The organism is Sphingorhabdus sp. (assembly GCF_035329025.1).
In the GTDB taxonomy this organism is placed as follows: Bacteria; Pseudomonadota; Alphaproteobacteria; order Sphingomonadales; family Sphingomonadaceae; genus Sphingorhabdus_B.
On the sequence record NZ_DAOLHN010000027.1, the window covers coordinates 13969 to 40118 of the forward strand.

The following is a 26150-nucleotide window of genomic DNA, read 5'->3' on the forward strand; positions in this document are numbered from 1 at the left end:
GGGCGACGATAGTGTTTCACCCGCTCCGGAATGCATTGGTAATCGGATAGCGCCGGTCGCGGCCGAAATTGCGGCTGCCCAGCTTCACACCCGGCGGAGCCTGCCGTCTTTTATATTCGGCAATGTAGAGCAACCGCTCAATCCGTTCAACCACTGCGCGAGGGTGGCCACGGGCCGTTACCTCGTCGACAGACAGCTCCTGTTCGACGAGGCCCAATAGGATATCATCCAACACCGGATAATCGGGCAGGCTGTCACTGTCCTTTTGGTCGGGCCGCAACTCCGCACTGGGCGGGCGCGTGATGATCGCTTCGGGCATCACCGGCCCGTCGGGACCAAGGCCGATGCGCGGCTTGTGCTTGTTGCGCCAGCGCGAGATGGCAAACACCGTCATTTTGTAGGCATCTTTGAGCGGGTTATAACCGCCCGCCATATCGCCATAGATGGTGGCATAGCCCACGCTCATCTCGCTTTTGTTGCCAGTGGTCAGTAGCATGTGACCAAATTTGTTCGACAGCGCCATCAGCGTCACCCCGCGGATGCGCGACTGGACATTCTCCTCGGTGATGTCGACATCCTTGTCGGCAAAGCTGCCCGCGAGCATTTCGTCAAACGCCATGACCGCCGGATTGATCGGGATGGTATCGAGGCGGCAGCCGATCATCTGCGCACATTCCCCAGCAAGGTCGAGGCTTAGCTGGCCGGTAAAGCGGCTGGGGAGCATCACACACCAGACGCGGTCCGGGCCCAAAGCGTCGGCGGCAATCGCCGCGCAGATCGCGCTGTCAATTCCGCCCGATAGCCCCAGCACTACGCCGGGAAAGCGGTTGCGATCCACATAGTCGCGCAGCGCCAGCACCATGGCCGAATAGATATCCGCGGGATGGTCTTCCCATTCGGCCAGTTCGCCGCCGTCGCAGACCCAGCCTTCAGCACTTCGCGTCCATCGCGTGATGCGCAGATGCTCTTCCCAATCGGGCAGATGATGCGCGGCTTGCCCGTCGGCATTCAAAACGAAAGAGCAGCCGTCGAACACCAGCTCATCCTGCCCGCCGATACGGTTGAGGAATATCAGCGGCAGACCGGTTTCGGCGACGCGAGCAGCAAACACCTGTTCAAGCCGCCGGTCATCCTTGTCGATTTCATAGGGGCTGCCATTGACTGAAATCAGCAGTTCAGCCCCTTGCGCCTTTAGGTGCGAGCAAACCGTGGGCAGCCAGCCATCCTCACAGATTGGCAGGCCCAACTTGGCCCCGCGGAACTCTACCGGTTCCGGCAGAGGCCCCTGCGCGAAAATGCGTTTCTCATCGAAAGTGCCATAGTTAGGCAGCTCGTGCTTCTTGCGTACAGCCGCGACCTTGCCGCCATCGAGCAACGCAACAATATTGTAGAGACCATCCGCCTCCTTCAGTATCGATCCGACCAGCATCGCCGGACCACCATCGGTAGTCGCTGCCGCAAGCCGTTCCAGCTCCTGCGCAGCCGCCTTTTGGAATGCGGGTTTCAGCACAAGGTCTTCGGCGGGATAACCAATCAGCTGCTGCTCCGGAAACAGCACCAGGTCGACTGCCCCCGCCTTTGCCCGCCATTCGAGCATGGCATCGGCATTGCCTTTCAGGTCGCCCACGCGCTGGTTGAGCTGGGCCATGGCGATCGTAAGCTGCTGCGTCATAATTTCTTTCCTATTGTCCACAATCGAGGCGGGCAAGGCGATTGTCTAGGTGGGCTCGCTTCGTTAGGGGAACAAACGAATCAATTCATATCCTCGTCACCCCCGCGAAGGCGGGGGTCCATCACCGAAGGCTGAAGTTTCAACGGCAGGTGATGGATTCCCGCCATTCGCGGGAATGGCGAACTTGGGGACGGGGTGTAGAAATGAAACTGATTACCGGCAATTCCAACCTTCCGCTCGCCAAGGGCATTGCCGAATATCTCGGCCTGCCGCTGACCGATGCCAGCGTCCGCCGCTTTGCCGACAACGAGATTTTCGTCGAGATTCACGAAAATGTCCGTGGCGAAGATATGTTCGTCATCCAGTCGACCAGCCATCCGGCGAACGACAATCTGATGGAATTGCTGATCATGATCGACGCACTGCGCCGTGCCTCGGCCAAGCGCATCACAGCGGTTCTGCCCTATTTCGGCTATGCCCGACAGGATCGGAAACCCGGTCCGCGCACACCGATTTCGGCCAAGCTGGTTGCCAATCTGATCACCGAAGCTGGCGCTGACCGCGTGCTGACCGTCGATCTGCACGCTGGCCAGATTCAGGGCTTCTTCGATATCCCGACCGATAATCTGTTTGCCGGACCGGTGATGAGCGCCGACATTCTCGAACGCCATGGCGATAAGCCGATCACCGTTGTCTCCCCCGACGTCGGCGGTGTAGTTCGCGCGCGGGGGCTCTCCAAGCGCATCAACGATGCCCCCCTCGCAATCGTCGATAAACGCCGCGAGAAGGCGGGCGTTTCCGAAGTGATGAACATTATTGGTGACGTGAAGGACCGTTTCTGCATCCTGATAGACGACATCGCCGACAGCGCGGGCACGCTGTGCAATGCCGCCGATGCGCTCAAGGCGGCAGGGGCCTCTGACGTTGTCGCCTATATCACCCACGGCGTGCTGTCGGGCGAGGCTGTGAACCGCGTCAACGCATCAAGCTTGCGCAAGCTGGTGATCACCGATTCGATCATCGCCTCCGACGCCGCGCGCGACAGTGCCAAAATCCGCCAGCTGCCAATCGCGCCGCTGCTGGGCGAAGCCATCAAGCGCATTGCCGATGAAAGCAGCGTATCGAGCCTGTTTGATTAAGGCTGCTGCCGCTCCAACGCCCTGATATGCAAAGCCATGTTGCGCTTTGCTGAAAAGCAGGGCAGGGAAATTTACATGATTGGGGCAAGGGAGATTGAATTGGCGGGGCGACTCGCCGATGTGGCCGGGGGCGTGATACGCCCGTTTTTCCGCGCCAGCTTTGATCATGAAGCCAAGGCAGACTCCACACCAGTCACCGAAGCCGACCGCGCCGCCGAGGCAGCGATCCGCACGATCCTCGATGTGGAATGTCCGACAGATGCCATCATCGGCGAAGAATATGGCGAGAAGCCGGGGACTTCTGGCCGAACATGGGTGATCGATCCGATCGACGGTACCATCAGTTTCATGGCCGGCCGACCGATTTTCGGTACGCTCATCGCCTTGCTGGAGGATGGCTGGCCGGTGCTTGGCTTGATCGACCAGTGCGTCAACCGCGAACGCTGGATCGGCGTCACCGGGCAAGGCACGACTTTGAACGGCAAGCCGGTTTCGACCCGCGCCTGCCGTGAATTGGCGGCAGCCTCGCTGGCCACAAGCGGCCCGCAATATTTCAGCCAGCATGATGGCGACCATTTCATGGCACTCGCCGCGCAGACCGCGCACAAACGAATGCTGTTTGGCGGCGACTGCTACAATTACGCGCTGCTCGCATCGGGTCATATCGACATTGTGGTCGAATCCGGCCTCAAGCTGCACGACTTTGCCGCGCTGGTGCCGGTCGTTGAAGGCGCGGGCGGAATGATGTGCGACTGGAATGGCGAGATGTTGCACGCGGGCTCCGAAGGCCATGTCATCGCGCTGGGCGATCCGGCGCGGATGGAAGATGTTGTCGAGGCACTGGCGTGCAACCACTAAGCTCTGTCGGCGATTATCGATTCATCCTGCCAGCGCCTGAGCTCAGACGCTATTTCAGCAGCTATTATTTCGTCGAGATCGCGACGCCTGGGGGCATTGAGCTGGACGATCTGCTATACCCTGAATGGGCCAGCGCACGCTTCATGCTGGAAGGGATGATCCCAGCCAGCATGGTGCCCGATCCGGTGGTGCCGGTGCCGCGCGCGTCGATGACCGGACCAACCGGGCGGGCCTGTCATGTGCGTTGCTCCTTTGCCCGTATGGCAGGCATTGGCATCTTGCCATTGGGCTGGAACCGGTTTGTCGGTGAAAGTGCGCACCTTTACGCAGACGCCGTTTTCGATGTTGAAACCGAACCAGCGTTCGGGATTTTCGGCGCGATATGGCGGGACATCGCAGGATTGCGCGATCATCGCGAGATCGCGGATGTGTTTGACCGCCATTTGCTGGCCGCACTCGGACCTGAGGATGATCGGGAAGATGAGATAGAACGGGTGCACGCCGCTTTGGCCGATCCCGAGATTACCGATGTCGGGCAACTTGCGGAAAGGCTGGGGCTGAACAGCCAATATGTCGAGCGGCTGTGCCGCCGGATTTTCGGCTTCCCACCCAAAAGACTGCTTCGTCGTCAGCGATTTTTGCGTTCGTTGGCGCCGCGGATTTTCGATCCAGCGCTGAAATGGGTCAAGGTGCTCGACGCGAGTTATCACGATCAGGCACATTTCAGTCGCGATTTCCGCGACTTCATGGGCATGTCGCCAAGGGCCTTTCTCGATATGCCCCGCCCGATCAGCAAGGCGGCGCTAAGGGCGCGGGCCGAGGCGTTAGGCCAGCCACTGCAAGTATTGCAGGGCCCTACGGGTTAGTCCCTGCTTGACGCAGGGAAATCCTGCAGCAATGACAGTTTACATGCAGGGGATGGTAGAATGACCGGGGCAGTCGGCTCCAGCCATACGCGATTTATCGCCCCGCATCCGCGCTTGCAGCCTTATCTGTCGGTCTATTATTTCACTGCGATTGACAGTCCCGATGGCGAGCCCGTGCGCGACTGGATGAACCCTGAATGGGCGAGCGTACGCTTTCGCTATAGCGGCGACACGCTGGGCGGATTTGTCGGGCAAAAGCTGCGCGACATTCCGCCGGCGCATTTTGTCGGGCCGACCAGCCTTGCGGGGCCTTTTGCCGCGCAACATGCGCGGATTGCGAGCATTGGCTTCCTGCCAGTCGGGTGGAGCATGTTTATCGACGAGCCCGCTGATCTTTGGGCAGATCGGCTGGAAGATGCCTCGCTGGTCAAGACGCCAGTTGCTTTTGCCGACATGATGCAGGCAGCGGTATCGGCGCAAAATCTTGACGAAATGGCGGCTCGTTTCGATGCCATATTGCTCGACGCTCTGGATAACCGGCCGCTGATTGATGCTGCCACTGAACAGCGGGTGCGCGCGGCACATGCAGCGCTGATGGATCCCGAAATCGCCTCGGTCGGCCAGTTGGCGGAGCGGTTGCAGCTCTCCATCGCCCAGTTGCAGCGCTTCTCTCTGCGCATATTCGGCTTTTCGCCCAAATTGCTGCTGCGGCGGCAGCGCTTTGTGCGGACCTTGGCGGTGATTATGCGCGATCCAGACAGCAACTGGTCCGAGGCGCTGGACATGCTCTATTATGACCAGGCGCATTTCAACCGCGATTTCCGCCAGTTCTTCAAGATGAGCCCGCGTGAATACCGGCAGCATCCGCATCCGATTATCGGCGCGGCATCGCGAGCGCGGATGGCCGCGCTGGGTGATCCGCTGCAAGCGTTGCAAAAGCCTGGCGCGGGCAACGGGCATTGAATCGGCCTTCGCGCTTGCATTTCCGCGCGAATCCCGCTAGGCGCGCGCCTTCCGAATGAGCAGGCTGGCTAAAAGGGCTGCCATGTTTGCTCGATACGGACTCTCTTGGAGAGGTGCGGCACCAGCCCACTCCCCCACCCGGCCACCCAAACAGGGTATCGTCATGGGTGGCCGGGTGGGGGAGTGGGCCGGTACCGCCTCCATGCAAACAAAGGAGACCAAAATGCCCAAGTTGAAGACCAAGAGCGGCGTCAAAAAGCGCTTCAAGCTCACCGCCACAGGCAAGGTAAAGCACGGCGTAGCCGGCAAGCGCCACCGCCTGATCAGCCACAGCGGCAAATATATTCGTCAGAACCGCGGCACCGACGTGCTCAGCGATTCGGATGCGGGTCACATTCGCCAATGGGCGCCGTACGGCTTGAAATAAGGAGCGCTGAGATATGGCACGCGTCAAACGGGGTGTAACCACCCGCGCCAAGCACAAGAACATCTTGGAGCAGGCAAAAGGCTATTATGGCCGCCGCAAGAATACCATCCGCATCGCACGTCAGGCTGTCGAAAAGGCCGGCCAATATGCGTATCGCGACCGCAAGGTAAACAAGCGCAATTTCCGCGCTTTGTGGATCCAGCGCATCAACGCCGCTGTCCGCGCCGAAGGCTTGACCTATGGCGTGTTCATGCACGGCCTGAAGCTGGCTGGCGTCGAACTCGACCGCAAGACGCTTGCCGATCTTGCGATGAACGAGTCGGCTGTGTTTAGCGCCATAGTTGCGCAGGCGAAGGCAGCGCTGCCGAAAGCAGCATAAGCTACCATTTCGAATAATGCGCAAATGGGCGTGGGCGGCACTTGCCGTTCGCGCCCATTTGCTTATGAGTTTTCTGGTTTCTTTTTCTTCGTCATTCCCGCGAAGGCGGGAATCCATCACCGGAAGGTGAAATTTACACGGCGGGTGATGGACCCCCGCCTTCGCGGGGGTGACGAGCATTGGCCAGAGATTGGACAGCCTTCCAGCCGACGGTTTACATCATGGCAAACCGAAAGCAGGGAGCGCTCTACACGGGAGTCACTTCAAATCTGATGGATCGGGTGAGGCAACATCGAGACGAGATTTTTGAAGGCCATAGCAAACGGGTGCAGGCGAAACTGCTGGTCTGGTATGAACAGCATGAAATGATGGAAACGGCCATTTTGAGGGAAAAGCGGATCAAGAATTGGAACAGACAATGGCGGATAAATTTGATCGAGGCTGAAAATCCGGATTGGAAGGATTTGGCGGTTGATTTTGGATTTCCACCTTTGTGGTCGGTTTAGAACTAATATTGCCCTCTACCGTCACCCCTGCGCAGGCGGGGGCCATCACCAGAGGGGTAAAATTAATCGGCGGGTGATGGATTCCCGCCTTCGCGGGAATGACGAAAATGAGTGACATTGAGAGTCTGAAAACCAGCTTGTTGGCCGCCATCGAAGCGGCAGACACGCCCGACGCGCTTGAGGCCGTCCGCATTGACGCGCTTGGCAAGCAGGGCAGCGTTTCGGCGCTGCTCAAATCACTGGGGCAGATGTCACCCGAGGAACGGCAAGTGCAGGGACCGATGATTAACGGTCTGCGCGAAGCGGTGACCAATGGCATCGCCGCCAAAAAGGCTGCGCTGGAAACCGCAATCCTCAATCAACGCCTCGCTACCGAACGGCTGGACATGACACTCCCCGCGCCCGAAGCGCCGCGCGGCACCGTGCATCCGGTCAGCCAAGTGATGGACGAACTCGCCGAAATCTTCGCTGACATGGGCTTCGCTGTCGCCGAGGGTCCGGAAATCGAGGACGACTGGCACAATTTCAGCGCGCTCAACATTCCCGAAACGCATCCCGCTCGTGCGATGCACGATACTTTCTATTTCCCGGACCAGATGGCGCAAGACGGGAAAAAGATGCTGCTGCGTACGCATACTTCGCCGGTGCAGATCCGCACGATGACAAGCCAAGAACCGCCGATCCGCATCATCGCGCCGGGCCGGGTGTATCGCAGCGACAGCGACGCGACGCACACGCCGATGTTCCACCAGATCGAAGGGCTGGTCATCGACAAGGGCATCCATCTGGGGCATCTCAAATGGACCCTCGAAACCTTCCTCAAGGCGTTTTTCGAGCGCGACGATGTCGTGCTGCGCCTGCGCCCCAGCTATTTTCCCTTCACCGAACCCTCGGTCGAGGTCGATGTCGGCTATTCGGTGGTCAAGGGAAAACGCGTGATTGGCGGCAGTGAAGGCTGGATGGAAGTGCTGGGCAGCGGCATGGTCCATCGCAAGGTGATCGAAGCTTGCGGGCTCGATCCCGATGTGTGGCAGGGCTTTGCCTTCGGTACGGGTGTCGACCGCTTGGCGATGCTCAAATATGGCATGGACGATTTGCGCGCCTTCTTCGATGGCGATAATCGTTGGCTCCAGCATTACGGGTTCAACGCGCTTGATGTGCCCACGCTCAGCGGGGGAGTAGGCGCATGAAATTCTCGCTCTCCTGGCTCAAATATTATCTCGAAACCGATGCAACCATCGAACAGGTTGCCGATTGCCTCAACCGCATCGGGCTTGAGGTTGAGGGTATAGAAAACCCGGCTGATCACTTGACGGGCTTCAAGGTTGCACGCGTGCTCACCGCGGCCCCACACCCGCAGGCAGACAAGCTGCAGGTGCTGACGGTCGATTCCGGGGACGGCAATCCGTTGCAGGTCGTGTGCGGTGCACCCAATGCCCGCGCGGGGCTTGTCGGCGTGTTCGGCATTGAAGGCGCGACTGTCCCTGCCAATGGCATGGTGCTGAAAAAGACCGCCATCCGCGGCGTTGAATCGAATGGCATGATGTGCTCGGTCGCCGAACTCGAACTGGGCGACGATCATGATGGGATCATCGAGCTTCCCGCCGATGCGCCTGTCGGCATGGCCTTCGCCGAATATGCCGACGTCAATGATCCGGTGATCGATGTCGCCATCACCCCCAACCGGCAGGATTGTATGGGCGTGATGGGCATTGCGCGCGATCTGGCGGCGGCTGGCCTTGGCACGTTTAAACCGGTCGAAGTGCCCTCTATCACCGGCAACTATCCCTGCCCGATCGAAATCCGCACCGATGACCCGGAAGGCTGCCCGGCCTTTTACGGACGCGTCATTCGCGGCGTGAAGAACGGCCCCTCGCCCGACTGGATGCAGGCGCGGTTGAAGGCTGCGGGGCAGCGCCCGATTTCGGCGCTGGTCGATTGCACCAACTATTTGATGCTTGCCTGCGGACGCCCGGCGCACGCTTATGATCTGGCGCAATTGAACGGTGCGGTTGTGGCACGCCGCGCGAAAAACGGCGAGTCCGTCACAGCGCTTAATGGCAAGGAGTACACGCTCACATCGGAAATGACAGTGATCGCGGACGACAGCGGCGTGCACGACATTGCCGGTATCATGGGCGGCGAACATTCGGGCTGTTCGGATGACACCACCGATGTGTTGCTCGAAATCGCCTATTTCACGCCCGAGCGCATCGCCAGGACGGGGCAGGCGCTGGCGCTGACCTCCGATGCACGCAGTCGTTTTGAAAGGGGCGTCGATCCAGCCTTCCTTGACGATGGACTTGCGCTGCTTACCGATCTGATCGTCCAGACCTGCGGCGGTGAGCCGAGCGATGTCACCCGCGCCGGGCAACCGCCGCTGGAACGCAAGACAATCACTTATGACACCGCCCGCTGTGCGGCGCTGGGCGGCATCGATGTACCTGCGGACCGCCAAAAGGCGATATTGGAATCGCTCGGATTCGAAGTCGCAGCAGACTGGACGGTAACCGTTCCGACATGGCGCCGCGACGTCGATGGCTGGGCCGACCTGGTCGAAGAAGTTGTGCGTATCGTCGGTCTCGACAATGTGGTGTCCACCCCGCTGCCCCGCGCGGATGGCGTCGCCAAGCCGACGGCAACCCCGCAGCAAAGCCTCGAACGCAAGGTGCGCCGCGCTGCAGCTGCGCGCGGTCTGAACGAGGCAATCAACTGGTCGTTCCTGCCGCAAAAGGAAGCCGACGCTTTTGGTGGCGGCATCTGGAGTCTCGACAATCCGATTTCCGAAGACATGAAGGTCATGCGTCCCTCGCTGCTCCCCGGCCTGCTTTCCGCGGCGCGGCGCAATATGGATCGCGGTGCCTCTTCGGTGCGGCTGTTCGAAATCGGGCGGCGCTATCTGGCTGACAGTGAGCGGCTGACCTGCGGCATTGTGCTGGCGGGCGAGAAGACGCCGCGCGGTTGGGCGGCGGGCAAAGCTGCGAAGTTCGATGCCTATGATGCCAAGGCCGAAGTGCTGGCACTACTTGCCGCGGCCGGCGTTGCCACCGACAGCCTGATGGTCATGGGTGAGGCGGGAGATCATTATCATCCCGGCCAGTCGGCTACATTGCGCATGGGGCCGAAAAACGTGCTTGCAGCCTTTGGCACGCTGCACCCCGCGACCGCCAAGGCGTTTGACCTCGACGGCACCGTGATTGCCGCCGAAATCTTCCTTGATGCGATCCCAGCGAAAAAAGGCAGCGGCTTCATGCGTCCGGCCTTCACACCTCCGGCGTTGCAGGCGGTGACCCGAGACTTTGCCTTCCTCGTTCCCGATACATTGGCAGCGGGTGACCTCGTTCGCGCCATCCGTGGTTGCGATAAGGACAACATTGTCGCCGTCCGCCTGTTCGACCGCTTCGCGGGGCAGGGCGTACCTGAAGGCCAGGTCAGCCTGGCCATTGAGGTGGCGCTTCAGCCCAGCGATAAAAGCTACACCGACGAGGAGTTGAAAGCGATTAGTGATCGGGTCGTTGCAACCGCTTCCAAGCAAGGTGCGACGCTGCGCGGTTGACGCCTAGCAAGTTGTTACTTGCCAGTTCAGCCGCACTCATGCTGTTAAGGACGGATTGATGGCTTTGGCCATCCCGTCTTTACATGGAGTTCGCGGTCGTGCGGAAAAAGTCGCTCAAAAATCTGGTCATCATTCTGGCTACCGGTGCCACGGCTTGTGGCGGGGGAGGCGGAGGCGGATCGGGTGGAGGTACGGTTGTTGTGCCCCCGACCGGCAGCACACCTACGCCGCCCCCGCCACCAACCGCGTGTAGTTTGCGCAGTCGTCAGGATTTTGCCTTTTCGGTTCTCAACGAATGGTATCTGTTTCCGGAAACGCTGCCGGCTTCGCTCGATCCGTCGCCTTACAGCACGGTGGACGCCTATATTGACGCGCTCACCGCTACCGCTCGTTCGCAGGGTAGGGACCGGTTCTTCACGTACATAACCTCTATTGCCGAGGAAAACGCCTTCTTTGCGTCGGGCGCAACTGCAGGATTTGGCGTTCGTTTTGCATATCAGGGGACCCGGTTGTTCGTGATTGAGGCCTTTGAGGGCGCACCTGCCTTAACCGCAGGAATCGATCGGGGAACCGAGATAGTGGCGATCGGAACAAGCGAAACTAATCTGGTGCCGGTTGCCGACATTCTTGCTTCGCAAGGCTCCGCTGGCGTCAGCGACGCGCTCGGCCCAAGCACCGTGGGCACGACCCGCGTGCTGCGGATCAGCGACGGTGCGGGCACGCGAAATGTCACGATCACCAAAGCCGACTATAATATCGATCCACTGTCCTCACGCTACGGAGCCAAGGTGATTGACGATGGCGGGCGCCGCGTCGGTTACATCAACATGCGCACCTTCATTTCGACAGCGGATAACCAGTTGCGCACCGCCTTTGCCGATTTCCGGGCGCAGGGTATCACCAACATAGTGATCGATTTCCGCTATAATGGCGGCGGGCTTGTTTCCACGGCTGAGCTGATGGGCGACCTGCTGGGCGGCAACCGCACCACCAGCGATGTTTTTTCGGTCACCCGATTCCGGGCGTCCAAAGCATCGAATAACGAAACCCGCCGTTTCGAACCCCAGTCGCAGTCAGTAGCACCCATGAAAATTGCGTTCATCACCACCAATGCCACCGCATCTGCCAGTGAGTTGGTGATGAACAGTTTCATTCCCTATCTCGGCGTCAACGCTGCGCTGATCGGCAGCAATACATATGGCAAGCCTGTGGGACAGATTGCAGTTGACCGTTCTGCATGCGACGATCGTATTCGCGTAGTTGCCTTTGCCAAGGATAATTCTGCCGGACAGGGCGACTATTATTCGGGGCTGGCAAGCAATATGCGGACGACTTGCGCCGCTCCTGACGATATTGCTCGCCCGCTTGGCGATCCTACAGAAGCGTCGCTGCGTTCAGCACTGGATTTCATAGCCGGTCGGTCTTGTACGCCGGTTACGGCCGGGCAGCAGCAGCAAGCCGATGGTCAAAGGACGGATCGCCGGGTGGTGCCGCTGCCCAAGATACCCAATGTGGCGCAGCGCGAGGTGCCCGGGCTGTTCTGACCATCCAGAAACAAGAAAGGCCGGGGCGCAAACCCCGGCCTTTCCGTTTCACTCCTGGGAGAGGGTAGGAGTAGAAATCAGAAGCGATATTCGATGTTGAACGTCGCGGTGCGCGGCGGGCCATAGTAGCCGATGATCGAATTGCCGAACAGAGCACCCGGGAAGTTGTAACCACCGACGCGGTAGCGTTCATTGGTCAGGTTGCGCAGGTTGACCGAAAGCTTGAATACGTCATCAGGCGAGGTCCAGGCTGCCGAGGCATCGACCAGGAAATAACCGTCGGGATCGAGCGCCGGGGTCGGGATTTCGAACATATAGGCATCACTGCGCAGCGAAACTGCCGGGGTGAACGAAATCGTTCCGCCCAGCAGGTCGCCCGACGCCGTTGCCGAAACGCTGGCGGTGAATTTTGGCGTGTTCTGGAATTCGCGTGCGTTGGATACATCGACCGGGGTGGTGCCGCCGGTGATGAAGGTCAGGAATTCCTTATAATCGGCATTGGTGTAGCCGACTGCTGCATTCATCGAGAAGTTGGCTGAAGGCACAACGCGCAGTTCGAATTCCGCACCTGAAATGTCTCCGCGACCCGCATTGTCGACAAAGCTGGCAATGCCGCCTGCAAGGCTCGGCACCTGCACGGTGACCTGCTGGTTCTTATACTTCGACTTAAACAGCGCAAAGTTGGTGAACAGCGTGCGGTCGAGGAACGCGCCCTTGAAGCCAATTTCAAAGCTGTCGATGGTTTCGGGTTCATAGCCGTTGACCGTGGTCGGCGTCAGAATAGCGTCGCCGCGCATGTCGAAACCGCCCGATTTGAAACCCTTGCCGTATGAGGCGTAGATATTCGCATTGTCGTTCGGCTGATAGCTCAGCGAAATACGTGGGGTCAGCTTCTTGAAACTGCGGCTATTGGTATAATCCGAACGGATCAGGCCGGGAACGGCCGTTGCATTGCCGAACTGCGGGCTACGGATGCCGGTATAGTTGCGCCGGAATACGGTGCCGGTCTTGTCATCCTTGGTGTAGCGCAGGCCAGCCGAAAGCTTCAGCTGCTCTGTCACGTCAAAGCTGACATCGGCAAAGGCCGCGTAGCTTTTGGTCTTCACCGTTCCCGATGTCAGCGTGGTGAGATTGAGGCCACCCAATACCGTGTCAAACGCCCCGCTGGCGCGTGCGTCGAGATAGTAGAGCCCGGCAACACCTTGAATGCGGTCGCCTTCGAACAGCAGCTGTAGTTCCTGCGTGAACTGGCGGTCGTCATAGAAAGCGGGCACGTCGAGGACGGGGCCCGCGGTGTTATCGAAATCGATCAGCGTGTCGGTGTGGCCGTCGCGATAAGCCGAAATCGTCTTGAAGGTCAGTGCATCCGACAGGCCGAATTCGCCGGTCAGCGATACGCCTTGCGTTTCGACCTTATTGTCATCGCCAATGCCTGCGCGGGTGTCATAGACGCTGGCGGTGGGTTCGAAGGCTGCTACGCCACCATTGCCGACGAGACGTGTGCCGTGGCGCGGGTTCGACTTGTCGATGATCTTGTCGGCTGCGACGCGGATGAAGACATCTTCAGACGGTGCAAATTCCGCCGAAATACGGCCGGCAAGCACATCCTTGTTATAATGCTCGGCGCCCGTGGTCAGATTCTTGCCGAAACCGTCACGCTGGTACCATGCGATGGCCCCACCGATCGAGAAGGTGTCACCCAGCGGCACAGTGACCTGACCGATCAGGTCGATCTGGTTATACGCACCATAAGAGGCACGCACCTTACCGCCAAATTCGTTGCCGAGTTTGTTGGTTACATATTTGACCGCGCCGCCGATGGTGTTGCGACCATAAAGCGTGCCCTGCGGCCCGCGCAGCACTTCGACGCGTGAGACGTCAAAAATGTCGAGCACCGCACCCTGCGGGCGGGCGACATAGACGTCGTCGACATACAGGCCGACGCCGGGTTCAAAGCCCCAGAGCGGGTCTTGCTGGCCGACGCCGCGGATGAAACCGATCAGGGTCGAGTTCGAACCGCGTGCAATCTGCATCGTCATGTTCGGCGCCTTGTCTTGCAGCGCGGTGATGTCGACTGCGCCCTGGGCAGCAAGCGTGTCGCCCGAAATGGCGGTCATCGAAATCGGAACGTCGAGCAGGCTTTCCTCACGACGGCGGGCGGTAACGATGATTTCACCACCACCTTCGCCTTCGTCGGCGGTAGCTTCATCTTGCGCCCAAACGGGGCTGGACAAAGTGGTGACGCTGCCAAGGGCGATTCCCGACAACAGGATTGCGCGCGTAAATGATTGGAATTTCATGATATCCTCTCTTCCGTACATCTAAATATGCGGCTGTCCCGCTATTTTCTGCTTGCTCCATACTGAAAGTTGAACCATCTTTCAACTTCTGGAAGAGGAATTTTGCAAATGGTCGCCGTGCGTGGCATGGATGCAACAATGACGGGGGAAGACAAGGCACCGCGCACCGAACGCGGCCGTCGCACATTGCGTGCCTTGCTGGATGCTGCCCGCGCCGAATTTGGCGAAAAGGGCTTCCATGACAGCTCGGTGGTCAGCATCACGAGCCGCGCCGGGGTCGCGCTCGGCAGCTTCTACACCTATTTCGATTCGAAAGAATCGCTGTTCCGCGCGCTGGTCAAGGACATGTCGGGGCAGGTGCGCGATTATGTTGCACCTGTGCTTGCGGGCGAAGGAGACCAGATCGATGCGGAAGGCCGGGCGCTCTCCGCCTTCCTGTCCTTCGCGCGGCAGCATAAGGAAATCTACCGGATCATCGACGAAGCCGAATTCGTCGCCCCCGATGCCTGGCAGGCGCATTATGGCACTACCGTCGACCGCATTTTTGATCGTCTGAAGGCTGCCGAAGCGCGCGGTGAGATCGGTGGTCCGGTCGATGAAGCCCATGCCTGGGCGATCATGGGGATGAACGTCTTCCTCGGGCTGCGTTATGGCGTATTGGGCGAAGAGCGTGCTGTCGGCGAAATTGCCGATGTGGTGAACACAATGCTGCGCGATGGTTTGACCAAGCGCTAGACTGCCCAACGGCGGATCAGATTGTGGTACAGCTTCGTCAGCCGCAGCACTTGCGCATCATCGCCGCCGCGCTCGGCAGTCAGTGTCTGCACAGACTGATCGAGATCGAACAGCGCCTCACGTGCGCCGCCGTCGCGGACCAACGATTCGAGCCAGAAGAAACTGGCGATGCGCTCACCGCGCGTCACCTCGGTTACATGGTGCAGGCTGGTTGAGGGGTAGAGCAGCATGTCGCCCGCCTCCAGCTTATACGCGACGCGTCCGAAATCGCCTTCGATCGATAATTCGCCGCCGTCATAGTCTGCAGGGTCGTTGAGGAACAATGTTGCCGACAGGTCGGTGCGCATCTGCGTACCGTCGGGAAGTAACCGGATGGCGTTGTCGACATGGTCGCCAAAGCCTTCGCCCACGCCATAGCGGTTAAACAATGGCGGGAAGACCCGTTTGGGCAGGGCGGCGGACAGGAACAGCTGTGATCGGGCGAGCCCTTCCTGCACCACTATCCGGGCATGGGCTGCGGCTTCGCCTGCCTCGGGCAATTGGCGGTTGTGCTTGGCGAGCGCGGCGCCGGCCCCGCTGGTCACATTGCCGTCGACCCATTCCGCAGCGGCTATCGTGCGGCCAAGCGCCCTTGCCTGTTCGCGGTCGAGCAGCTGCGGAATGACAATTAGCATGGATATTTGTCCTAATAAATTTGCGGCAAAGTTGAATTAAGTCTCGTATCTTGTCACCCCCGCGAAGGCGGGGGGCCATCGCCGATGAAGGAAATTTCAACGTCCGGTGATGGATTCCCGCCTTCGCGGGAATGACGAGATTAGGAAATCTTTATATATTTACCCGTGCCCGAAGAGGAGCCTCCTAGCTTACATCTTCACGGCAAGCGTCAGGAATGCCGATCGCCCGGGGGCGATATAGGCGAAGGGGCTGCCTGATCGATAAATCGCATCATAATAGCGTTTGTCGGTCAGGTTGTTGACGTTCACCCGCGCTTCGAGCCATTCGGTCGGCTTGAAACGGGCGATGGCATCCAACCGGACATAGTCAGGCACATGGGCATTGCCTGCAGCCAGGCTGCCGCCGAAAATCTTGCTTTGATAATGCACTTGACCGCCGACCTCGACATGATCTCCCAGCATCACCGTCGCCAGCAAATTGGCGCTGTGCTTCGGGATGTTGGCGAATGGCCGACCGACATTGGCTGCATTTACCGATTCGACGATCGTGGCGTCGGTATAGGTGTAGCCGCCGAACAGTTGCAGCACGTCAAAAAGTGTGCCGTTGACGCCCAGCTCGACACCGCGTGAGCGCAGCTTGCCTACCAGTTCATAGACATTGCCGCCAATATTCTCGCGCGCATTGGCCTTGGTGATCTGGAAAGCTGCAGCAGTCAGCAGCAGGTTGCCGTCAGGGGTTTCCCATTTCACCCCGCCTTCCCATGCACGGTTGCGTTCGGGTGCCAGATTCTGGGTCTGCGCGGCGATGCCGTCATAGGAGATGCCGTTACCGTCAAGCTGTTCACCCGACGGGTTTGAGGAGGTAGCGAAGGAGGCATAGAGCGTCAGAAATTCGCTCGGCTTCCAGGTCAGACTGCCCTGATAGTTGGCAAACTGCACATTGTTGCGCAGCACGGTTGCAGTGGGCAGCCCGTTGCTTTGGTAGCGCAGCGAATAGCCATCGAGGCGGGCGCCAACCGTCGCCCAGATTTGCGGAGTGAATTTGATCGTATCGATGACATAGGCCGACAGCGATTCGACCGAAACTTTGGTCGGGCCATTCGCCGCATTGGCATATACCGGGATCGTGTAGCCGAGCACCGGGTCGGGGTTGAGCAAATTGCGGATATAGGTGGATGGCGTAGAGATGACATTGCCCGCCGAATCTTCGACAAAGGCGTCGATCAACAGTGGCAGCGTGCTGACTTTTTCCTTCGCATATTCGCCGCCAATGACGAGTATATGCTTGATACCGCCGGTTTCGAAACGTGCAGTGGCATCGGTGACATTGGCGACGTAACGGTTGGTGCCGAAACGGCGCTGGCCACCTGCGGTGATCGTGTAATTGGCCTCTCCCACATCGACGCCGGTCGCGGGGCATGCGCCCGTTGCGGTTCGGGCAAAGCGGCAAACCGATCCGGGGGTGCCGACCAGATAACGGTTATAGGTTTCGCCCATACGGGTGACCGAACGGAAGCTGAGATTGTCAATAGGATCGAAATCGATGCGGATAGTGCCGACATCCGCCCCATTTTCGATGAAATCGCGACCGATCACGCCATAGAAATTGTCGCGGTCAACTTTGTAGGGCTGTTGTGTTGTCGTATCGAACGGATGGCCGAAATCGGGGATGCCCTGCATGCGGTAGAGATAATAGTCCGCGGTCAGGCTCAGCGTATCGGTCGCCTGCCAGAAGGCGGAGATCGCGCCGCCATATTTTTCCTGGTTCACATAATCGCGGCCCGGTGTGTCGCTATTCTGGTACAGGCCGTTGACGCGAACAGCCATACGATCATTGAGCGCGATGTTGATATCTGCGGCTCCGCGCCAATAATTTTCGGTTCCGATTCCGGCTTCGACATGGGTGTAGGTGTCGGTGACCTGCGGGCGTTTGGATTCGAGGCTGACGAGGCCGCCGGTTGTACCGCGTCCGCCGAAGCTACCCGATGGGCCCTTCACAATCTCGATCTGCTCGACCGCGAATATATCACGGCTGGTCACGCCTGGGTCGCGCAGGCCGTCGATATAGACGTCGTTGCGCGCTTCGAACCCGCGGATGAAGATGCGGTCGCCAAAGGCATTGCCGCCTTCACCGGTGCCCAAAGTGACGCCGGGGGTGGACCGCACGACTTCGCGAAAGCTGTTGGCGCCCAGATCCTCGATCACTTCCTTCGGGATGGCGATGACTGTTTTCGGGGTGTCGCGCAGCTCTTCGGTGAATTTGTCATTCTGCGATTTTTCGACCTTATAGGGTGCATTCGGATTGGCGTTGGGGTTGGCAGCCTCGATCCGCGAACCCGTCACGACAATCGGTGCGCGGCCCGAGGCCGCCTCTTCATCCAGCATTTCTGCATGCGCCGCAGCGGGGATGATAGCCGCCGACAGCACCGCGCCCAGCAGCGCTCCACGCTCCAGCAGCGCTCCACGCTCCAGCAGCGCGGGCTTGGCTGGCGGTATCGAATTGGCGCGAACGGACGTTCCGGTTGTGGACACGGACATGGCTTCCCCTTTATTGAGATTGAATTGCAATAACGTCGCAATTGCGAATCATTTGCAATTAGTCAACCCAAAAAGAGACCCGGGACGCCCACAAGGAACAAAACATAGGTCAGGTGTTTCTGGATTGTTGCCGCCAACCCCGCTATGCGCCCCGCCTATGACGACTGCACCATGGGCCAAACGCCGCACCTTTGCGATCATCTCGCACCCTGACGCGGGTAAGACCACGCTGACCGAGAAACTGCTGCTGCAAGGCGGCGCTATCCACCTGGCTGGCGAGGTCAAGGCGCGCGGGGCTGCCCGTCGTGCGCGTTCGGACTGGATGAAGATCGAACAGCAGCGCGGTATTTCTGTTACATCGTCGGTGATGACGTTCGAGAAAGACGGCATCGTCTTCAATCTGCTCGATACGCCGGGGCACGAAGACTTCTCCGAAGATACCTACCGGACACTGACCGCGGTCGATTCCGCGATCATGGTGATCGATGCCGCCAAGGGGATCGAGCCACAGACGCTCAAACTGTTCGAGGTTTGCCGCTTGCGCAGCGTGCCGATTATCACCTTTGTCAACAAGGTCGACCGCGAGGGCCGCCCCTGCTTCGAAATCCTTGACGAGGTTGCCGACAAACTCGCGCTCGATGTCTGCCCGATGAGCTGGCCGGTCGGTATGGGTGGAGAGTTTGAAGGCATTTTCGATTTCGCCAGCGGCAGGCTCACCCAGCCCAGCGGCGACAGCAAGGCCTATGAGGGCAAATCGAGCCAGCACAGCGGCATCGACGATCCATCGCTCGCGGAGAAATTGTCGGCCCAAGGCCTTGCTAAATTCCGCGAGGAGGCCGAACTGGCGCAGGCGGGCTATGCGTCATTCGATCTGGAGGCCTATCGCCATGGCGATCTGACCCCGGTCTATTTCGGCTCGGCGCTGAAAGAATTCGGGATTGAGGAAATGATCGCCGCCATCGCCCAATTCGCGCCGCCGCCGCGCCCGCAGCCGAGCGAAGCGGGCACGATCACGCCGGATAACAATGAAGTCACCGGCTTCATCTTCAAGGTGCAGGCCAATATGGACCCACAGCACCGCGACCGCATCGCCTTCATGCGGCTGTGTTCGGGCACTTTCAAACGCGGCATGAAGCTGACGCCGTCGGGGCTTGGCAAACCGGTTGCAATCCATTCGCCAATCCTGTTCTTTGCGCAAGACCGCGAGATTGCCGACACCGCCGAGCCCGGCGACATCATCGGTATTCCCAACCATGGTACGCTGCGCGTCGGTGATACGCTGAGCGAGAAAAATGGCGTGCGCTTCACTGGCCTGCCCAATTTCGCGCCGGAAATCCTCCGCCGCGTCGTGCTGCGCGACCCGACCAAGACCAAACAGTTGCGTAAGGCGCTCGACGATCTTTCGGAAGAAGGCGTCATACAGGTTTTCTATCCGGAGATCGGTTCGAACTGGGTGGTCGGCGTGGTCGGCCAGCTCCAGCTTGACGTTCTGATTTCACGTCTGGAGGCAGAGTATAAGGTCGACGCCTTCCTCGAACCCGCGCCGTACGACACCGCCCGCTGGTTGAACGGCAGCGATGCCGCGCTCAAGGCCTTTGCCCAATTCAACGCTGGCAATATGGCCAAGGATCGCGATGGCAACCCGGTCTTCATGGCCCGCTCGTCATGGGATGTCGGTTATCAGCAGGAAAAGCATCCCGATCTGGTTTTCAGTGCAACCAAGGAGCGGTAACGAAAAACACCGCAGCGCTGAGCCTGTCGAAGCACGTCCCTAGGTTTCAAATTCCGTTTCTGACTGAGAGCCGCCCTTCGACAGGCTCAGGGCTACGGTTGGTTGGACAAACTAAGCCGCAGGCCTGACCTCCACCGGCACGCCGGAAAAGGCGGCATTGCCTGACAAGGGATCGAGCGCATCTTCCTCGGTCAGGTCGTTGATGCTGGCCCCGGCATGCGCTTGTGCCACCGCCATCGAAACGCCTGGCAGATTATGCCCCCAGCCATGCGGGATCGAAACCGTGCCGGGCATCATGTCGTCGGTAACCTCAACCGGCAGTTTAATCGCACCGCTTTTGGACGAGATTTCCGCCAACGACCCATCGCCAAGATTGCGCGCGCGGGCATCGTCGGGGTGGATCATCAGTGTGCATCGCTCGGGTCCCTTCACAAGGCGTGGGCTATTGTGCAGCCAGCTGTTGTTAGACCGCACATGCCGCCGCCCGATCAGCCGCAACCGGTCATCATTGGCGTGCGCCAGTGTCCCGTGCAGGCGTTCGAGATCAGCAATCAGATTGGCAGGGGCGCAATCAATGCGCTTGGTCGGGGTGCGCAGCCTTTCCGGGAAACGTCCGGCCTGTAACGGCCCGAAGTCCTTGCCGCTCGGCTCGGCTTCCACTTCCGCCAGCGACACGCCATAGGGCCCTGCCTTGAGCAGATTGTCCAGCAATTCACGCGGCGTGGCCCGTTCAATGGGCACGCCCGAAATCGCTTCGGCCAGCTTGCGGATGATCTGCCAGTCGTGCAGCGACCCTTCCTCGGCCTCGAACAATGGTTTGGAGAATTTGCCAAAGTTCCGGATCGCGATCGGAAGAAGGAACAGTCCATAATGCTCACGCTCGAGCGGCCCTACCGGTGGCAGGATGTAATGCGCGCGGCGGCTGGTGGCGTTGCGGTACATATCAATCGAGACCATCAGCTCGAGGCCCTCGAGCGCCGCATCGAGCCGTCGGCCATTGGGCGTCGACAGCACCGGGTTGCCTGCAACGGCAAACAGCGCTTTGATCTGACCCTCGCCCGGCGTTTCGATTTCCTCTGCCAGCGCGGCGGCGGGAAATTCCCCCATCACCAGCGGGTGGCCCGACACGCGCGAATGGCGTCGCCCGATCGAGCCCGGCCCTGCCATCGCAACGGTATCGACCAAAGGCGTCGGGAAGAGCAGCCCGCCCTCGCGGTCCAACTGGCCCGAGGCGATGTTTATGAGCGCGATCAACCAGGCGTTCAATGTGCCAAAGCTCTGCGTCGCGGCACCGATGCGCCCATAAAGCGCCGCTGGCCCCTTCACCATGCGATCCGCCAACCACTCGATGTCACCAAGAGCCACCCCGGTCTGCGCCGCACAAGTGGCGCTATCAAAGCCCGATAGCGCATCGGCCACCGCATCCAGATTGTCGACATAATCGGGCAGGGCGGGCCGCTCCGGATGCGCGAGCACAGCTTGCAGCAGGGCGACCAGCAGCAACCCGTCAGTGGCCGGCCGGATGAACAGATGCCGGTCGGCAATCTTCGCGGTCTCTGTGCGCCGCGGATCGATGACGAACAACTGCCCGCCGCGCTTCTGCAGCGCCTTCGCCCGGTTGCGGAAATCGGGAACGGTCCACACGCTGCCGTTCGATGCCATCGGATTGCCGCCCAATATGATCATCGTTTCGGTGCGGTCGATATCAGGCACGCCCCACAAACCTGAATGCCCGAACAGGGCAAGATTCGCGACCATATGCGGCATCTGGTCAACGGTGCTTGCCGAATAGATAGTCTTCAGCCCCAGCGCTTTTTTGAGCTCACCCGAAACCAGCGAATTGGCATAACTGTGCGCATTGGGGTTGCCGATATACATCGCCGCACCGCTGGCATCGCGCGCCAATATTGCGCGGGTACGCTCACCGATTTCGGCAAGGGCCCGATCCCAGCTGATTTCCTCCCAAGCTTCGCCATTGCGCTTCAGCGGGTTGCGCAAGCGATCAGGGTCATTCTGCAAATCTGCAAGCGCCGTTGCCTTGGGGCAGATATGCCCGCGCGACAGTGCGTTATCGGGATCGCCCTTGATCGAGATTATGTCGCGCCCTTCGGCGGTGACGATGATCCCGCAATTGGCTTCGCAAATGCTGCAGGTGCGGTGGTGTGTGGTGGGCATGATCGACTCTCTCCTCAATGGGCAGGCTATCCGGTTTGATGGGGGATGCAAGGGTTTGGCGGCTTGACGATCCGCTTAGCTTGCCGCACTCCGGTCGAAAGACCAACATTCCCTTCCCGCGCGCGGGAGGGGTTAGGGGAGGGCCTGAGAAGGAGCGCCGAATTCTGGCCCTCCCCCGGCCCCTCCCGCAGGCGGGAGGGGAGAAGAAAATGACTGATCATATCCTCGTCATCGACGAAGGGACCACGTCGACGCGCGCGATGCTGTTTGCCAAGGATGGCACATGTCTGGGCAGCGCGCAGCGCCCGTTGACGCAGCATTACCCTGCCCCCGGACTGGTCGAGCACGACGCCGCCGAAATATGGGGCCTCACGCTCGAATGCGCGCGCGAGATGGTGGCGCAAGCGGGCGGGGCGCATGCCATTGCCGGTATCGGTATTACCAACCAGCGCGAGACGGTGGTTTTTTGGGATCGTCGCACAGGGGAACCACTGTCGCGCGCGATTGTCTGGCAGGACCGGCGCACGGCGGAGATGTGCGAGGCGCTGAAGGCCGCAGGCCATGAAGCTGATGTGCAGGCGAAGACGGGGCTGTTGCTCGACCCCTATTTCTCAGGATCGAAAATCGGTTGGGCGCTCAAAAACTGGCCGCAGCTAAAAGCGGCAGGGGAGCATCTCGCGGTCGGCACCATTGAAAGCTATCTTGTCTATCGCCTGACGGGCGGCAAGGTGCATGTGTCGGACGCCAGCAATGCCAGCCGCACCGCGTTGATGGCAATCGGCAGCGGCGATTGGGATGATGGCCTCCTTAGCCTGTTCGGTGTTCCGCGTTCCATCCTGCCCGAAATCTGCGACAGCGCGGGCCAATTGGGCATGACCGATACCAGCCTGTTCGGCGCACCCATTGCGATCACCGGAATGGCGGGGGACCAGCAGGCGGCGCTGATCGGGCAAAGCTGCCTTGAGCCCGGCCAGACCAAGGCGACCTTTGGCACCGGTGCCTTCGTGCTGACCCAGACGGGGCGGAGCCTGCCCAAATCGACCAATAGGTTGCTCGCGACCATTGCATGGCAGCTTGGTGGGGAGCGGCATTATGCCCTCGAAGGGTCGGTCTTTGTCGCCGGCAGCCTGATCCAGTGGCTGCGTGATGATCTCGGCCTGATCGATGCCTCACCCGATACCGAGCCGCTGGCGCGCAGTGTCGAGGATAATGGCGGCGTCTATCTTGTCCCCGCACTGTCGGGCCTCGGCGCGCCGCACTGGCAACCGCATGCACGTGCCGCGATCCACGGCCTGACCTTTGCAGCAAAAAAAGCGCATGTCGCGCGCGCCGCACTGGAGGCTATGGCGCACCAGACCCACGATCTCAAAACCGCCTTCGCCGCCGACGGGGCCGACTGGGCCGAACTGCGTGTCGATGGTGGCATGGTTTCAAACGGCTGGATGGTGCAGGATCTCGCGGACATTTTGGCGGTCGAGGTCGAACGCCCCGATTTCGTTGAGACCACCGCATTGGGCGCGGCGATGCTGGCAGGTGTCGGGGCAGGGCTTTACGGTTCGCTTGCGGAGGCATCGGTGATGCGCGGCAAGGTTGGCCGGTTCAGCCCTGCAATGGATGGCGTTGCGCGGCAGGCGCGGCTAACAGGGTGGAAGGATGCGCTGGGGCGGGTTCTCGCCTAACGCCCCATCTTCTTCGCGCGACGCCGCTGCACGCTCGAACCAATCCCCATCGCCTCGCGATATTTGGCGACGGTGCGGCGGGCTATGTCGAAGCCTTTTCCCTTGAGCATGTCGACCAGCGTGTCGTCGGAAAGGATATCGTTGGGGGCCTCTGCATCGATCAGTGTCTTGATCGCGGCCTTTACCGCCTCTGCCGATGCACCATCGCCATCGGCCGAACCGACACCGCTTGAGAAGAAATATTTGAGGTCGAACAGACCTCTGCTGCAATGCAGATATTTGTTGCTGGTGACACGGCTGACGGTCGATTCGTGCATGTCGATCGCTTCCGCGACCTGCCGCAAGGTCAGTGGCTTCAACCGCGAGACACCTTCGCGGAAAAACCCTTCCTGCTGCTTCACAATTTCCTGCGCGACCTTCATGATCGTGCGCTGGCGTTGGTCCATCGCCTTGATCAGCCAGTTGGCGTCGGCCAGCGCCTCGTTGAGCCAGTTGTTCGCCGCCTTGTTGCTGCCTCCGCCGCCCATTTCGGAATAATAGCTGCGGTTGACCAGCAGCCGCGGCAGGTTGGCACTGTTAAGCTCGATCGCCCAGCCTTTGCGTTGCGCGGTCACGAAAATGTCGGGCGTTACAGCCATCGCCGCATCGTCGCTGTCAAAGCGCAGGCCGGGCTTGGGATCATAGCTGCGCAGTTCGATCAGCATGTCGCGCAGATCCTCATCGTCGACACGGCACAGCCGCTTGAGCTGATCGAAACTACCGCGCGCGACCAGATCGAGATTGTCGATCAGCCGCGCCATGCAGGGGTCGTAACGATCTGCCTCTTTTGCCTGCAGTGCAATGCATTCGGCGAGGTCGCGCGCCCCGACGCCGGTCGGATCGAAAGTCTGCAACAGCGCCAGCGCTTCCTCCATTTCCGCCAATGGCACACCCAGTCGATAGGCGATGCCCATGAGGTCCGCGCCTAGCCAGCCTGAAGGCTCGATATGTTCGATCAACTGTTCGAGCAGTAGCAATTGCCTGCCAGAGGCCGAGGAGCCCGCTTGCTGCATCAGATGTTCGCGCAATGAGATGTCGGGAGCCGCAAAGGCATCGAAATCCGGACCTTCGCCAAAGTCCGATCCGCGCCCCTCGATGCCGTTCATTCCCAGCATCCCATCGGCCCCTGCACCGCCACCCTCACCGGGTTCGAATGTCTCGTTCGAAAAATCGGTGTCGAGCGCTTCACCCCCGGTGCCGAAATCACCGTCGTTCATCAACTGGTCGCTGCCGAGATTTTCGGTTGAAGGGGGTGTTTCTGCGATGTCTGGCGCATCCGCTTCGCCAGCATTATCGCCCGATGCCATTTCGAGAAGCGGATTGCGCTCAAGCTCTTCAGCGATGAAGCTTTCGATTTCGAGCGATGACAGCGCAAGCAGTTTGATCGCCTGCTGCAGCTGCGGCGTCATCACCAGCGACTGGGTCTGCCGAAGATCAAGGCGGGGGGCTAAGGCCATTTCCGGGTCAGCCGATAAGGGATGCAGTCACGCGCGCCACCAGTGCTAACTCACATCTCAAACCCTTCGCCAAGGTAAAGCCTGCGCACATTGGCATCCTTGACCAGATCCTCGGGCGATCCGGCGAACAGCACCTGCCCGCCGTAGATGATGCAGGCACGGTCGACGATGTCGAGCGTTTCACGGACATTATGGTCGGTTATCAACACGCCGATGCCGCGCTTTTTCAGGTCTTTTACCAGATCGCGAATGTCATTGATCGAGATCGGGTCGATCCCGGCAAAAGGTTCATCGAGCAGGATTATTGACGGGTTCGCCGCCAATGCACGGGCAATCTCGCAGCGCCGCCGTTCGCCACCCGACAGCGCCATTGCAGAGGCCGCGCGCAGCCGCGTGAGGCCGAATTCGTCGAGCAGCTGTTCAAGCCGCGCTTCGCGCGCGCTCTTGTCGGGCTCGGCGAGTTCCAGCACCGCCATGATATTCTGTTCGACCGAAAGCCCGCGAAAGATTGAGGTTTCTTGTGGCAGATAGCCCAAACCCAAAATCGCGCGGCGATACATGGGTAGGCGGGTGATATCCTCACCGTTGAGCATGATGCGGCCCGAGTCCGGTTTCACCAGCCCCATTACCGAGTAGAAACAGGTAGTCTTTCCTGCACCATTGGGGCCCAGCAGGCCGACGACTTCACCCTTCGCCACCGAGAGCGAAACATCGGTCAGCACTGCGCGCTTGTCATAGCTTTTGGCGATCGACACTACGGCCAGACCCGTCGAAAGACCTTCTTCGGTCAAAGCGCTTGCCGGCGTTTCGTGCCGGTGCATATCATCGCCCATGGTCTGTTCGAGGCTCATCCCGTATTCGTCCTTTTATCTTCGAACAGTGCTTATACCGCAAAAAGCATCAAGAAAAGC

20 protein-coding genes are annotated in these 26150 nt (G+C 59.9%); 13 read left to right on the plus strand and 7 right to left on the minus strand.

Annotated elements, in window-relative coordinates; genetic code table 11:
* Positions 1-16: 16 nt before the first annotated feature.
* Positions 17-1672, minus strand: a complete 1656-nt coding sequence (locus PKC81_RS09075; protein WP_324335285.1) for an NAD+ synthase — start codon at positions 1670-1672, stop codon at positions 17-19.
* Positions 1673-1875: 203 nt separating this feature from the next.
* Here PKC81_RS09075 and PKC81_RS09080 point away from each other — a divergent pair, with 203 nt between their 5' ends.
* The 10 genes from PKC81_RS09080 to PKC81_RS09125 all read left to right on the plus strand — a co-directional run bounded on the left by PKC81_RS09080 (position 1876) and on the right by PKC81_RS09125 (position 11910).
* Complete coding sequence (locus tag PKC81_RS09080) at positions 1876-2811, plus strand: ribose-phosphate pyrophosphokinase (protein ID WP_324335286.1); 936 nt, start codon at positions 1876-1878, stop codon at positions 2809-2811.
* Between the two features lie 75 nt (positions 2812-2886).
* Positions 2887-3669, plus strand: coding sequence for an inositol monophosphatase family protein (locus PKC81_RS09085; RefSeq protein ID WP_324335288.1), 783 nt, complete (start codon positions 2887-2889; stop codon positions 3667-3669).
* The gene (locus tag PKC81_RS09090) at positions 3657-4535 is read left to right on the plus strand and encodes a helix-turn-helix domain-containing protein (RefSeq protein WP_324335290.1); all 879 of its coding nucleotides are present in this window, start codon (positions 3657-3659) and stop codon (positions 4533-4535) included. The genes PKC81_RS09085 and PKC81_RS09090 overlap by 13 nt, the downstream gene beginning before the upstream one ends.
* Positions 4536-4595: 60 nt before the next feature.
* Positions 4596-5498: a helix-turn-helix domain-containing protein gene (locus tag PKC81_RS09095; protein ID WP_324335292.1), complete on the plus strand. Its 903-nt coding sequence runs from the start codon at positions 4596-4598 to the stop codon at positions 5496-5498.
* Positions 5499-5721: 223 nt separating this feature from the next.
* Positions 5722-5925: a 50S ribosomal protein L35 gene (rpmI, locus tag PKC81_RS09100; protein ID WP_115550181.1), complete on the plus strand. Its 204-nt coding sequence runs from the start codon at positions 5722-5724 to the stop codon at positions 5923-5925.
* 13 nt (positions 5926-5938) lie between these two features.
* A complete protein-coding gene (gene rplT, locus PKC81_RS09105) occupies positions 5939-6304 on the plus strand; it encodes a 50S ribosomal protein L20 (protein WP_324335295.1) in 366 nt (121 codons plus the stop codon).
* Between the two features lie 221 nt (positions 6305-6525).
* Positions 6526-6810, plus strand: coding sequence for a GIY-YIG nuclease family protein (locus PKC81_RS09110; RefSeq protein WP_324335297.1), 285 nt, complete (start codon positions 6526-6528; stop codon positions 6808-6810).
* A gap of 107 nt (positions 6811-6917) precedes the next feature.
* Complete coding sequence (pheS, locus tag PKC81_RS09115) at positions 6918-8000, plus strand: phenylalanine--tRNA ligase subunit alpha (protein WP_324335299.1); 1083 nt, start codon at positions 6918-6920, stop codon at positions 7998-8000.
* Positions 7997-10366, plus strand: a complete 2370-nt coding sequence (pheT, locus tag PKC81_RS09120; RefSeq protein ID WP_324335301.1) for a phenylalanine--tRNA ligase subunit beta — start codon at positions 7997-7999, stop codon at positions 10364-10366. Before pheS ends, pheT begins: the two co-directional genes overlap by 4 nt.
* An 83-nt stretch (positions 10367-10449) precedes the next feature.
* Positions 10450-11910, plus strand: coding sequence for a S41 family peptidase (locus tag PKC81_RS09125; RefSeq protein ID WP_324335303.1), 1461 nt, complete (start codon positions 10450-10452; stop codon positions 11908-11910).
* 77 nt (positions 11911-11987) lie between these two features.
* Here PKC81_RS09125 and PKC81_RS09130 read toward each other — a convergent pair whose 3' ends face one another.
* Positions 11988-14210 (minus strand): TonB-dependent receptor, encoded by a 2223-nt coding sequence (locus tag PKC81_RS09130; RefSeq protein ID WP_324335305.1) that lies wholly within the window; start codon positions 14208-14210, stop codon positions 11988-11990.
* 138 nt (positions 14211-14348) lie between these two features.
* On the opposite strand from PKC81_RS09130, the gene PKC81_RS09135 reads away from it, so the two are divergent.
* The gene (locus tag PKC81_RS09135) at positions 14349-14945 is read left to right on the plus strand and encodes a TetR/AcrR family transcriptional regulator (RefSeq protein ID WP_324335307.1); all 597 of its coding nucleotides are present in this window, start codon (positions 14349-14351) and stop codon (positions 14943-14945) included.
* On the opposite strand, the gene PKC81_RS09140 is transcribed toward PKC81_RS09135, so the two are convergent.
* Positions 14942-15619, minus strand: a complete 678-nt coding sequence (locus tag PKC81_RS09140; protein ID WP_324335309.1) for a Fe2+-dependent dioxygenase — start codon at positions 15617-15619, stop codon at positions 14942-14944. The two genes, PKC81_RS09135 and PKC81_RS09140, sit on opposite strands and share 4 nt — an antisense overlap.
* Before the next feature lie 189 nt (positions 15620-15808).
* On the minus strand, positions 15809-18157 hold the full coding sequence (locus tag PKC81_RS09145; RefSeq protein ID WP_324335311.1) for a TonB-dependent receptor: 2349 nt from the start codon (positions 18155-18157) through the stop codon (positions 15809-15811).
* A 157-nt stretch (positions 18158-18314) separates the two neighbouring features.
* On the opposite strand from PKC81_RS09145, the gene PKC81_RS09150 reads away from it, so the two are divergent.
* Positions 18315-19889, plus strand: a complete 1575-nt coding sequence (locus tag PKC81_RS09150; RefSeq protein ID WP_324335313.1) for a peptide chain release factor 3 — start codon at positions 18315-18317, stop codon at positions 19887-19889.
* 111 nt (positions 19890-20000) lie between these two features.
* Here the strand turns inward: PKC81_RS09150 and PKC81_RS09155 are convergent, their stop codons facing one another.
* Positions 20001-22064, minus strand: coding sequence for a molybdopterin oxidoreductase family protein (locus PKC81_RS09155; protein ID WP_324335315.1), 2064 nt, complete (start codon positions 22062-22064; stop codon positions 20001-20003).
* A 209-nt stretch (positions 22065-22273) separates the two neighbouring features.
* Between PKC81_RS09155 and glpK the strand changes: the two genes are divergently transcribed.
* The gene (glpK, locus tag PKC81_RS09160; protein ID WP_324335317.1) at positions 22274-23743 is read left to right on the plus strand and encodes a glycerol kinase GlpK; all 1470 of its coding nucleotides are present in this window, start codon (positions 22274-22276) and stop codon (positions 23741-23743) included.
* On the opposite strand, the gene rpoN is transcribed toward glpK, so the two are convergent.
* Both rpoN and lptB read right to left on the minus strand, forming a co-directional pair.
* Entirely contained in the window at positions 23740-25239 is a 1500-nt protein-coding gene (gene rpoN / locus PKC81_RS09165; protein ID WP_324335319.1) for an RNA polymerase factor sigma-54, read from the minus strand. The genes glpK and rpoN overlap by 4 nt on opposite strands.
* A gap of 50 nt (positions 25240-25289) precedes the next feature.
* The gene (lptB, locus tag PKC81_RS09170) at positions 25290-26060 is read right to left on the minus strand and encodes an LPS export ABC transporter ATP-binding protein (RefSeq protein ID WP_324335338.1); all 771 of its coding nucleotides are present in this window, start codon (positions 26058-26060) and stop codon (positions 25290-25292) included.
* Positions 26061-26150: the final 90 nt, after the last annotated feature.